At 38.9% G+C, this 10,450-nt stretch carries 9 protein-coding genes; 4 read left to right on the top strand and 5 right to left on the bottom strand.

Annotation, left to right across the window (positions count from 1 at the left end):
- Positions 1–98 precede the first annotated feature (98 nt).
- Positions 99–671 (bottom strand): GMC family oxidoreductase N-terminal domain-containing protein, encoded by a 573-nt coding sequence (locus tag HHL23_RS17765; protein ID WP_228464825.1) that lies wholly within the window; start codon positions 669–671, stop codon positions 99–101.
- 143 nt (positions 672–814) lie between these two features.
- On the opposite strand from HHL23_RS17765, the gene HHL23_RS17760 reads away from it, so the two are divergent.
- The 4 genes from HHL23_RS17760 to HHL23_RS17745 all read left to right on the top strand — a co-directional run bounded on the left by HHL23_RS17760 (position 815) and on the right by HHL23_RS17745 (position 5,611).
- Positions 815–1,423 (top strand): DUF1684 domain-containing protein, encoded by a 609-nt coding sequence (locus tag HHL23_RS17760; RefSeq protein WP_317174713.1) that lies wholly within the window; start codon positions 815–817, stop codon positions 1,421–1,423.
- Positions 1,424–1,427: 4 nt separating this feature from the next.
- On the top strand, positions 1,428–1,901 hold the full coding sequence (locus HHL23_RS17755; RefSeq protein ID WP_169236118.1) for a GNAT family N-acetyltransferase: 474 nt from the start codon (positions 1,428–1,430) through the stop codon (positions 1,899–1,901).
- Between the two features lie 73 nt (positions 1,902–1,974).
- Positions 1,975–2,784: a glucose 1-dehydrogenase gene (locus HHL23_RS17750; RefSeq protein WP_169236117.1), complete on the top strand. Its 810-nt coding sequence runs from the start codon at positions 1,975–1,977 to the stop codon at positions 2,782–2,784.
- A gap of 166 nt (positions 2,785–2,950) precedes the next feature.
- The gene (locus tag HHL23_RS17745) at positions 2,951–5,611 is read left to right on the top strand and encodes an MGH1-like glycoside hydrolase domain-containing protein (protein ID WP_169236116.1); all 2,661 of its coding nucleotides are present in this window, start codon (positions 2,951–2,953) and stop codon (positions 5,609–5,611) included.
- A 153-nt stretch (positions 5,612–5,764) separates the two neighbouring features.
- Here HHL23_RS17745 and recO read toward each other — a convergent pair whose 3' ends face one another.
- The 4 genes from recO to HHL23_RS17725 are packed head-to-tail and all read right to left on the bottom strand — an operon-like array spanning position 5,765 to position 10,422.
- The gene (gene recO, locus HHL23_RS17740; protein ID WP_169236115.1) at positions 5,765–6,451 is read right to left on the bottom strand and encodes a DNA repair protein RecO; all 687 of its coding nucleotides are present in this window, start codon (positions 6,449–6,451) and stop codon (positions 5,765–5,767) included.
- The gene (gene porZ / locus HHL23_RS17735; protein ID WP_185194892.1) at positions 6,451–8,712 is read right to left on the bottom strand and encodes a type IX secretion system anionic LPS delivery protein PorZ; all 2,262 of its coding nucleotides are present in this window, start codon (positions 8,710–8,712) and stop codon (positions 6,451–6,453) included. Before porZ ends, recO begins: the two co-directional genes overlap by 1 nt.
- A 1-nt stretch (position 8,713) precedes the next feature.
- Positions 8,714–9,664 carry a bifunctional metallophosphatase/5'-nucleotidase gene (locus tag HHL23_RS17730; RefSeq protein WP_169236114.1) on the bottom strand — a complete coding sequence of 317 codons (951 nt, stop codon included), beginning with the start codon at positions 9,662–9,664 and terminating at the stop codon, positions 8,714–8,716.
- Positions 9,664–10,422, bottom strand: a complete 759-nt coding sequence (locus HHL23_RS17725) for a 5'-nucleotidase C-terminal domain-containing protein (protein ID WP_169236113.1) — start codon at positions 10,420–10,422, stop codon at positions 9,664–9,666. Before HHL23_RS17725 ends, HHL23_RS17730 begins: the two co-directional genes overlap by 1 nt.
- Between the last annotated feature and the right edge of the window lie 28 nt (positions 10,423–10,450).

Raw genomic sequence — 10,450 nt, 5'->3', positions numbered from 1 at the left:
CATTTACTTTTTTTCTTCTCGATTTAACTGCTTGATTCACTGTTAAATATACAAAAAACAAACCAAAAAAACAATTAAAATAACTGATAATCAACGTATTAAATCCATATCTTAATGACATTGGGCTCTGCCCCGGGGTAGTTTATTTCTTTATGAACTAAAGGGAAGTAAGTGTTGTAAAACTTTTCAGCATCCAGATCAGGAAAAATTTCTTTAAAGTAACTTTCCTTGGGAGTAACGGCCATTCCACCGTTGACCAGAGAACCGCCGCCAACACCCCGTCCAACCCAGATATTGATATGCTCAAAATCCATCCTGTCCAGCGTTCCGGTAAAAGGCGTTAAAGAAAAAATATTCATAAACGGAGCAATGGTTTTCTTTTTCAGCCATGCTGCACTTTTCCCGGGTTTCAGCATATTGGAAAATGGGATTCCGGATTTTTCCCAGTTGAGACCCATTTCAAGCATTACCACTTTTTTTCCGGCTTCACAAAGACGTAAGGCCGAAACCGCACCTCCATATCCGCTGCCGATAACAAGTATTGGAGCATCTATGACCTCTTTCTCCCGGCTGTTGGTTTCGGGCTGCATCGCCTGAAACAGGTTAGCGTTAAGGAAATAAAAACCTGATACTGCGAGAATGCCCGTCTTGATGAATTTCTTTCTGTCCATACCCGCTATGGGTCAAAAAATATGCTAAAGAAAATAGAACACAGATTATTTAAAACAGATTGTGCCTTTTTATTACAATTTTAACTTTTCATGCCATGAAAAATTCATAGTTTTACTCATAATTTGAAGCGTTCATGAAAAAAATGTTAATCATACTTCTGTTGTCTCCGCTGTTTATCTTTGCTCAAAAAACAGCTTTAAAGGAGATTAAAGAGATCAAAAAATTTCAGAAAGAACTCAATGCGGAATATCTTAATCCAAAGGAAACACCTTTACGCGGAGACCATTTTACCAATTTTAAAAAACATCCATTCTTTCCTGTAGATTTAAAATACAGAGTGACTGCAAAATTCAGTAAAACTGAAGATCCCCAGCCTTTTGAACTTCCTACCTCTTCCGGTAAAACCAAGTCTTATCGTGAATACGGAAAAGCAACATTTGAACTCGATGGAAAATCTTACACCCTGACTTTGTACCAGAGTCTCGACCTGATTAAGCAGGAAAAATATAAAGACCACCTTTTTCTTCCCTTTCGGGATGCTACCAACGAAAAAGAAACCTACGGCGGTGGAAAATATATGGATCTGAAAATTCCAAAAGGAAATACGATTGTTTTGGATTTCAATCAATCCTATCAACCTTACTGTGCCTATAATGCCTACGATTACAATTGTCCAATTGTTCCGGAAGACAACAAAATTCCGGTAGAGATCAGGGCTGGTGTCATGTATCAGGATATTTATCATCATTAAGAATATGGTCAGCTTAGATTTTTTTAAACCGGAAGATTTCGCCGCACTTAATTATGCTATGGATGAAAATCAGAAACAGTATACTTCAACAGTAGAACAGGCTTTGGAAAGAATAAAGGAGAGGAATGACGCTAAAGCTTTTGCAATGACTGTTTTTGAAAACCAGCAACCGTCAGGATTTTTCGTGCTGGATTTTGGGGATGATAAGTTCGAACTGACAGATAATAATAAATCTGTTTTGCTGAGGTCTTTATCCATAAATCCCATCTTACAGGGAAAAGGAATAGGAAAAGCTGCCATGCAGATCGTGGATGAGTTTGTGAAGAATAATTTTCCCGGTTGCGACGAAATTGTTCTGGCAGTTAATCAGAAAAATGGGTCAGCCTATCATATTTATCTGCAAACAGGGTATTTGTACGACGGAAAAAGCAGAATGGGAAGAAGTGGTCCGCAATACCTGATGTATAAAAAACTTTAAGAAAACTTTAAATTTAATAATTCCATCCTGCTGAATTGTTTCCATAACTTTGAGTAACATCAAATAATAAAATATGGAAATATCACTTCGTAATCAGGTAGCGGTCGTTACTGGAGCGTCCAGCGGAATAGGCTCTGGAATTGCAAAATCTCTGGCTTCTGCGGGTGCAACAGTTATTGTCAACCATTCTTCAGAAAGATCAACGGATGAAGCGAAAGCCGTTTTAAAAGAAATTACAGATGCCGGTGGAAAAGGAATCACCTACCAGTGTGATGTCTCCAAAGAAGATCAGGTGATCAAAATGTTTCAGGATACCGTTTCCCAATTCGGAACCGTAGATATCCTTATCAATAATGCAGGAATTCAGAAAGATGCAAAATTTACCGAAATGACCATCGACCAGTGGAATGCAGTGATAGGAGTGAATCTCACCGGACAGTTTCTATGTGCCCGTGAAGCGATCAAAGAATTTCTGCGCCGGGGTATAGACCCGTCCCGTTCCATTGCCTGTGGGAAAATCATTCATATCAGTTCCGTTCACGAAATTATCCCCTGGGCAGGACATGCCAATTATGCATCCAGCAAAGGTGCCATAAGAATGCTGATGCAAACTCTTGCACAGGAATATGGAGCCGATAAGATCAGGGTCAATTCTATCTGTCCCGGTGCTATTCAGACACCAATCAATAAAGATGCATGGAGTACACCTGAAGCTTTGAATTCTTTGCTGAACCTTATTCCCTACAACAGAATCGGACAGCCGCAGGATATTGGAAATTTAGCAGCTTTTCTGGCAAGTGACCTGGCAGATTATATCACCGGAACCAGCATTTTTGTAGATGGCGGAATGACCACTTTCGAAAGCTTTTCTACAGGAGGGTAGACGCGGTGCGGGTTTCGGGGTTTGAGAGTGAAATGGTTGCTAGTTTGCTTGTTGTCAGTAATTAAAGTTTCTATTTTATAATCTGAAATCTGAAGTCTCATGTCTCACGTCTTTTCTCTTAATTCTTATCTCTATTCATCAATAAATTTTACAAAAAAAACAACACATGTCCGAAAAACAAAGACTTTCAGAAATTTTATGGAAAAAATGGGGACCATACGTAAGCAACCGCGAATGGGGGCTTGTTCGTGAAGATTACAGCGGAAACGGGGATGCATGGAACTACACCAACCATGATACGGCAGAAGCCAAAACGTACCGATGGGGTGAGGAAGGTATTTGCGGGATCTGTGATGATCTTCAGAAACTGGTCTTTTCCATAGGATTCTGGAACAAAAAAGACAGGATGGTCAAAGAACGTTTTTTCGGTCTTACCAACGGACAGGGAAATCACGGGGAAGACGTCAAGGAGTATTTCTATTATCTGGATTCTACCCCAACACATTCTTATATGAAGATGTTGTATAAATATCCACAGAATGCTTTCCCCTATGAAGATCTGTTAAAAACCAATGCAGAAAGAAGTAAAGATGAGCCTGAATATGAATTGATTGATACCGGAATTTTTGATCAGAATGAATATTTTGACCTGTTCATTGAATATGCTAAAGAAAGTGAACATGATATCCTGGTTAAGCTTACAGTAGTTAATAAATCTGAAAAAGAAGCTCCAATTACCATACTGCCGACAATATGGTTTAGAAATACCTGGAATTGGGGGTACGATGACTATAAACCTCAGTTGAACAGCGAAGAGGCAGAACATATTGCGATTGATCATAAGGAGCTTGAAATTAAAAATTTCTATGCCAAGCAGTCGCTGAAGACCCTGTTCTGTAACAATGAGACCAATACCGAAAGACTGTATCAATCTGCCAATGAAGCAAAATACTGCAAAGACGGAATTAATGATTTTGTCATTAACGGAAATTCTCAGGCCGTCAACCCCAAAGGCACCGGAACTAAAGCATCTTTTTTTATTGATGAAATACTGAAAGGCAGAGAATCAAAAACTTTTGAATTTAGAATAACAGCTAAGGAATTAAAAGAACCGTTCGCTGATTTCGAAGAAATTTTTGAGTTGAGGAAAAATGAAGCAGATGAATTTTATGCTGAAATTCAGAAAGGGATTGAGTCGGATGATGAAAAAATGGTTCAGAGACAGGCTTTTGCCGGAATGCTCTGGAACAAAATGTTTTATCATTACAATGTAGAAAAATGGCTGAAAGGAGATCCTGCAGAAATGGCACCTCCTAAATCCCGTGAGAAGATCCGGAATTACGACTGGAAGCATCTCAATAATGAACATATTATTTCAATGCCGGATAAATGGGAGTATCCATGGTATGCGACATGGGATCTGGCGTTTCATACAATCAGTTTTTCATTAATCGATCCTGATTTTGCAAAATACCAATTGAAACTTTTCCTGTTTGAATGGTACATGCATCCTAACGGCCAGCTTCCCGCCTATGAATGGAATTTAAGTGATGTGAACCCTCCTGTTCATGCCTGGGCTGTTTTCAGAGTATTTAAAATCGATGAATACATCAAAGGAAAGCCGGATATTCAGTTTTTGGAAAGTGCCTTCCAAAAGTTGCTCATGAATTTTACATGGTGGGTCAATAAAAAAGACAGCAATGGGAATAATATTTTTGAAGGAGGCTTTTTAGGACTCGATAATATTGGCGTTTTTGACCGCAATACGACGCTTCCGAACGGTGAACAGCTGGAACAGTCAGACGGAACGAGCTGGATGGCCATGTTTGCCCTGAATATGATGAGAATTGCTCTCGAACTGGCTCTGTACAACAATGTCTATGAAGAGATGGCGATGAAGTTCTTTGAACATTTCCTTTCTATTGCCAATTCCCTGGATAATATGGGGGACGAAGAATTCAGCCTTTGGGATCAGGAAGATGAATTTTTCTATGATGCTATTGCTTCCGGTGATGGTAATCATATGTATCTAAGGCTTCGGACGATTGTAGGTCTGATTCCCATGTTTGCCGTTGAGGTGATCGATGATGAAATGATCGAAAAACTCCCCAATTTTAAAAAAAGGATGCAATGGGTCCTTGAAAATAAACCTGAACTGGCATCGCTTGTATCAAGATGGGAAGTGAAAGGACAGGATTCCAAACACCTTCTGTCACTCCTCCGCGGACACCGTTTAAAGAGATTACTGAAAAGAATGCTGAATGCTGAGGAATTTTTAAGTGATTATGGAATCCGGGCATTGTCCAAAGAATACGAACAGAATCCCTATACATTAAACCTGAATGGGACAGATTACTGTGTAAAATATACCCCTGCAGAAAGCGATAGCGGTCTTTTCGGAGGAAACAGCAATTGGCGGGGACCCATCTGGTTTCCGATTAATTTTCTGATCATTGAAAGCCTTCAGCGATTTTTCTTCTATTACAGCCCAGATTTTATGGTAGAGTATCCTACCGGAAGCGGAAATTATTCTAACCTGGATCAAATTGCAGATTCTTTAAGTAAAAGACTGTCCAAGATCTTTTTAAAGGATGGCAATGGAAGACGTCCGGTGAATGGCCAGTATGAAAGATTTCAGACAGATCCGGATTTTAAGGATTATATTTTGTTTTACGAATACTTTCATGGTGACAGTGGAAGGGGAGTAGGAGCTTCCCATCAAACTGGTTGGACTGGTCTTATTGCAAAAATATTACAGCCAAGATTCTCAAAAAAAGAAATCGCGGAGTCTGAAACGGAAATGCCAGGAGAAGTGAAGGGAGTGTAAGAGGGAAAGTGAAAGCTATTTTTAGCGTAGATTGCTGTGCTTAGATTGATGCTATTTTCGTTCAATTTTAACAATCCTTGTCAAGGATTCTAAACCTTGACAAGGATACCAGTGATACTCCTCGAAAACTTTGTCTCGAGCATCCTTACTTTCTTATTCAAAAATCTGCTGAATAACTTCCAGCGAAGTTGGGACTTTGAAATCTGTAATATGGTAATGATAATAGACCAGAAGGCTGTCCAGGAAATCCTTTCTTAAAGAGGAATGAATCTTGGTGGTATAGAGATTTTCTGAGCAGAGCGCTGTTTTCCAGATGGCTGATATTTCTTCAGTAAACAGATGGTGCGAAGGAGAAATAGAGAACATTCCGGTTTCCGGATCCAAATAGGGTCCGTCATTAATCAGTGGCGCCACTCCCTGAATTTTTAATATGGTAATTAAAAAAAGCAGATGACACTGATAGTTTTTGCCGTTCAGTTCATTGACAAATTCATCGATACTGAAAAATAAACTGGAGTTTTTATTTTCGTGTCTTAAAACCTGATTCAGAAAGTCTGAGATGAAAAATATGACGGTATTGGCTTTAATATCCATATACATATCGTGGTTTTTCACCAGCTCAAATCTTGAAACTGACGGTATTCCGTTGCCTCTCGTGGGATTAATGGTAAAGCTGAGCATGCTTAAAGGCTGAAGCAGGGCTTTCTTTTTATTTCTTTTAGCGTAAATGCCCTTTACGAAATAGGTTTGAAAGCCATCCTCTTCTGTAAAACAATGCAGAACTGCATCATTTTCGCCATATTTTATGAATGATAATAAAAATCCGTTTTGTGAATTCATTAATTGACCACAGCTATTTTTGCGGTAGCTTTATCTGATCCGTCCTCATTGGTCATCAATACAAAATAAATTCCGGAAGCTACTCTGTTCCCTTTCATATTGTTAAGATCCCATTCATAATAACCTCCTCTGGCCACTGCAGAATGTATTACATTTCCTGCTGCGTCTGCGATTCTGATATTTGTTTTTTCGGCAAGCCCTTTAATGGTAACTTTTCCTTTAAAGTTTGAATACACCACAGGATTTGGATAAACCAGTACATTTCCGAAGTTGGATGTTACGTCTCCTACATCTCCCTGATAGGCTACAATACCGTTAAATGTAACAAAATATACTTTTCCTGTTTTCCTGTCAACCTTTATATCGGTAACAGAATTCGTCGGAAGAGGCGAATTTTCTTTTGTGAAATGTTTGATGGTCTGCTGCCCGTCAGAAGAAAGGTAGTATACACCACCTCCGTCTACAGAAACCCACTTATGATCTCCTGCATCTACTTCTATTTGTAATACCTGACCATCCCTGAAAAGCTCTTCTCCAAGTCCGCCCTGTTCTATAATGATAGGTTCTACCTTGGGATTCGGGGTTTTTATTTCTGCAGCAGCGTTAGATAATATTCTTAAGCCACTGTCGGTACCGATCCAGGCATCTCCTGATTTACCAAATGCTACAGATAATGTTCCTTTTGAGTTTCCGGCGAATCCGTTGGCATCTGTTAATATATAATCTACATCATCAGAAAGATTGGCTGCATTTTTATAATCGTATACAATGAAGTTATTTGTTCTTGGGAGTGGCAGCCACAACATATTCTCATAGCAAATAGGTGTTTGTGTGGCAACACTTGATATTCCGAATTTTTTTATAGTAAAATCATCGGTTCCTCTGTCATAAATACCTATAGAGGGGTTTCCATAATTGAAACCGAAAGAGACAAAAAGATTATTCTGAGGATCACTGGCAAAGCCCACAGGACGATGCGAGAAATCTCCGGGAGATCCCAGATTATAGCTCTTTACAAAATCGAAATCTTTAGTATTGGCGTTATATTTCATTTTATAGACCCCCTGAGCAGTAACCGTGTAGTTTGTGAAAAATATTTCACTGTTGTCAGCAGGGTTGAATACGGCATCCAATACATTGGTAATGATAGGACTCGTTGAAAAAAAAGAAGGACGCATCCAGTCGGTACCGTTAAAATAATAGAATCCTGCTTTGTTTGGAATGACAGGTGGCTGGTTAAATCTGTTCTCTCTGGATCCTGATGATACCAACATTTGATTGTTATCGTACAGGTTAATCTTATAGGCAGAGTTTGAATAAGGACCTGAAGGTTTATAGGTCGTACCGCTCTCTTCTTTTATCCCGGACACCATTGTTCCCCCGTAAATTTTTCCGTTGACTGTTATACCCGTATTACAGTCTTCTCCCATGCTGGCTGCATTTAGAGATACTCCGTTTAAGCTAAATGTATAAATTCTGTTGTCTGTGACTACGATATTATTTGAACTTAAAACAATGTCCTTGATCCCTCCAAAAGTTGCAGGAAGGGGAGTGCCTGTTCCGTTATTATAGATAAAGGCAGAAGTTGCCGAAGAAAAAATAAGGGAAGAGGATTCTGCATCAATATGCTTGAATGATCCCGGTATTTCGGTAGTCCATGTAGAAAAAACAGGAAATGTTGTATTCATTTCGTGGCTTTTCAGACCTGTATTTGTTACAGAATAAATTTTGTTCCCGAAAATAGTTGCTTCATTGCTGGCTTCATATACCCCACCATTTACAAAGAATGCAGAATCTCCAAATTCTAGCTTTTTCAGGTTAAATACTGAAACTCCATAGCCCACTGAAACTACAGCCTGATCTCCCGTAATAGAAATATGATTGATTCTTTTACTCCCACTGTAGCCTGTCGCGATAGGAATATCAACAACATATTTGACCTCTTGAGGAGTAATAATATCCATAGAACCATTCGCATATCCTACCACTCCTATTTTAGTCTGTGGATTATAGTCGAAGGCGGAGATATTAATGTCATGGAGGCCGTTTGCTTTTGACAGCTTTGTAATCTCTCCCGTTGCAATGGTATAGTAGAATACCCCATTTTCTGTTGCGGCAACAATTTTCCCGTTGTCTTCCTTCATGGCCAAGACATTGTTATAGGAAAAATGATCCGTCCATTTTTTTGATGAAATGACCTGCGCATTCATGAATTGCAGGGAGGCTAAAATACCAAAAGAGATTAAAGAGAGTTTTTTCATATTATACGGTTATGCTGCTGTCTATTGCCTGGTTGTTCCAGGAAATATGCTTTACGTTTTTATTTGCGTCAAAGTAAAAATCTATTCTGCCAAGAAGAAGACCTGCCCATCCTACCTGGTTCACCAGAACATTCTTACCTTGCTTGTTGGTAAAGGTTTGCGGTTCAGGTAAAAAAGTGTGGGTATGCCCGCCGAGAATGATATCAATATTTTCAGTTTTGGCAGCCAGAATTTTGTCGCTTATTTTATTAGGTTCATCTTTATAATCATAGCCTATATGGGAAAGGCAGATCACAAGATCACATTTTTGCTCATTTTTCAGGAAATTAGAATAATGTTGAGCCACATCCACAGGATCTGAGTATACGGTTTCACCATATTGCTTTTTGCCTACAAGGCCGTCCAGCTGGATGCCCACTCCAAAGATTCCTACTTTTATTCCGTTTTTATTAAAGATCTTGTACGGTGAAGTTTTACCGTCCAGAACTGTATTTTTAAAATCATAGTTTGAACAGATGAACGGGAATTTCGCATTGGGAAGGACTTTTAAAAATCCATCTAAACTATTGTCAAAATCATGATTTCCCATTGTTGAAGCATCATACTTCATCATAGACATTAGTTTAAACTCCAATTCACCTCCGAAGAAGTTAAAATAAGGAGTTCCCTGAAAAATATCACCCGAATCAAGAAGCAAAACATTGCTTTCCTGATTTCTGATCTGCTGTATTAAACTTGCCCTTCTCGCAAAACCACCCTGATTAGGATTCTTGGTATAGCTTGCATCGAAAGGTTCTATTCTGCTGTGCTGGTCATTGGTATGAAGAATGGTCAGTTTGTTTGTGGATTTTAAATCAAGAATTTTTAATTCCTCCGCCATCATCATATGGGGAGCTAAAGACATTGCTAAAGTTCCGCCACCTATTACTTTTAAAAAACTTTTTCTATCCATTATTTCTTACCGATAAAATTTAAACGAATATCTGTATTGGGAACCACTTCAGAAGTTTTCTTGAAATATTCAATGAAAAGATCTCTCAATTTGATTCCGGTAGAAATGGCTTCTCCTTTGGAAAAGAATTTCATATTGTCACCGCCCAAAGCCAGATAATCTGACGTTGCAATATAATAGCCCTGAGCGGGAACTATAGGTTTTCCATTGATCAGGGATTGGGTAAGCTGTCCGTTGTTGGTTTCTATATATAAATGAGAAACAGGATTGTTTACCTGGGTTTTTGCATAGTAATCAAAAAGTCCCTGCAGATCTGTTCCTTTCATTTTTACAATGATCACTTCATTTTCGAAAGGCATTACTTCAAAAACGCTTTTCAGAAAAATATCTCCTTTTCCGATCGTGGTACGGATACCTCCGATATTGATCAGAGCCGCATCCACATTTTTTTTGAGATTCGTTTTCGTCCAGGCATCAGCGCCATCGAACGTATAGTCAGCCAAAAGATTCCCCAGATTGCTGTTATCGCCTTGTTTGGTAAGATCTACGCTGGTATGAGAGATCTTCTGGTTCATCTCCTTGTCCAGTTTCTGCTTATAAGGTTCAATAACTTTTACAAACTCCTCATCATTCTTTAGCTCATTATTAATAGAAATATTTTTCTGGGTCTTTACATCTGCCAGCTGCAGCGTAGAAGCTGTTTTGCAGGCAGTAAGCGAAGCCAGAACAATTCCTAGTAACAAGAATTTATTTTTCATAATATCTTTTAGTATATGCAAATATAAT

Source organism: Chryseobacterium antibioticum, assembly GCF_012927325.1.
Taxonomy (GTDB): Bacteria; Bacteroidota; Bacteroidia; order Flavobacteriales; family Weeksellaceae; genus Chryseobacterium; species Chryseobacterium antibioticum.
Note: the sequence above shows the minus strand (reverse complement) of the source record. Positions and strands in the feature narration are given on the sequence as shown.